Source organism: Ruegeria sp. MALMAid1280 (assembly GCF_049195285.1).
Lineage (GTDB): Bacteria > Pseudomonadota > Alphaproteobacteria > Rhodobacterales > Rhodobacteraceae > Ruegeria.
The window spans coordinates 1-986 of record NZ_JBMIRT010000034.1; the positions used below are offsets into that span (position 1 = coordinate 1).

Annotated in this window: 1 protein-coding gene; it reads right to left on the reverse strand. The window is 60.8% G+C overall.

Annotated elements, in window-relative coordinates; translation table 11 throughout:
- Nucleotides 1-986: elongation factor Tu (tuf, locus tag ACOQFT_RS02165; RefSeq protein ID WP_421596431.1), on the reverse strand; the 986-nt coding region annotated here is incomplete at both ends.

Genomic DNA, 986 nt, shown 5'->3' on the forward strand with positions numbered 1-986 from the left:
GTGCGGCCGCCTTCGCGGATCGCGAAGCGCAGGCCGTTTTCCATCGCGATCGGGGCGATCAGCTCAACGCCGAACGACACGTTGTCGCCAGGCATGACCATCTCGGTGCCTTCGGCCAGGGTCACGGTGCCGGTCACGTCCGTGGTCCGGAAGTAGAACTGCGGACGGTAGTTCGCGAAGAACGGAGTGTGACGGCCGCCTTCTTCCTTGGTCAGGATATAGGCTTCGGCTTCGAACTTGGTGTGCGGTGTCACCGAACCCGGCTTACACAGAACCTGGCCACGCTCAACGCCTTCACGGTCAACACCACGCAGCAGCGCGCCAATGTTGTCGCCGGCTTCACCGCGGTCCAGCAGCTTGCGGAACATTTCAACGCCGGTGCAGGTGGTTTTCGAAGTGTCGCGGATGCCGACGATTTCGATCTCGTCACCAACATTGATCACGCCACGCTCGACACGGCCGGTCACAACGGTACCACGGCCCGAGATCGAGAACACGTCTTCGATCGGCATCAGGAACGGCTGGTCAACAGCGCGCTCAGGGGTGTCGATGTACTCATCAACAGCCGCCATCAGTTCCTTGATCTTCTCTTCGCCGATTTCCGGGTTGTTGCCTTCCATCGCGGCCAGAGCCGAACCTGCAATGATCGGAATATCGTCGCCGGGGTATTCGTAGCTGGACAGCAGTTCGCGAACTTCCATCTCAACCAGTTCCAGCAGCTCTTCGTCGTCAACCTGGTCAACTTTGTTCAGGAACACCACCATCTTCGGGATGCCAACCTGGCGGCCCAGCAGGATGTGCTCACGCGTCTGCGGCATCGGGCCGTCAGCGGCGTTCACAACCAGGATCGCGCCGTCCATCTGCGCGGCACCGGTGATCATGTTCTTGACGTAGTCGGCGTGGCCGGGGCAGTCAACATGCGCATAGTGGCGGTTGTCGGTCTCGTATTCCACGTGGGCGGTCGAGATGGTGATGCCGCGCGCTTT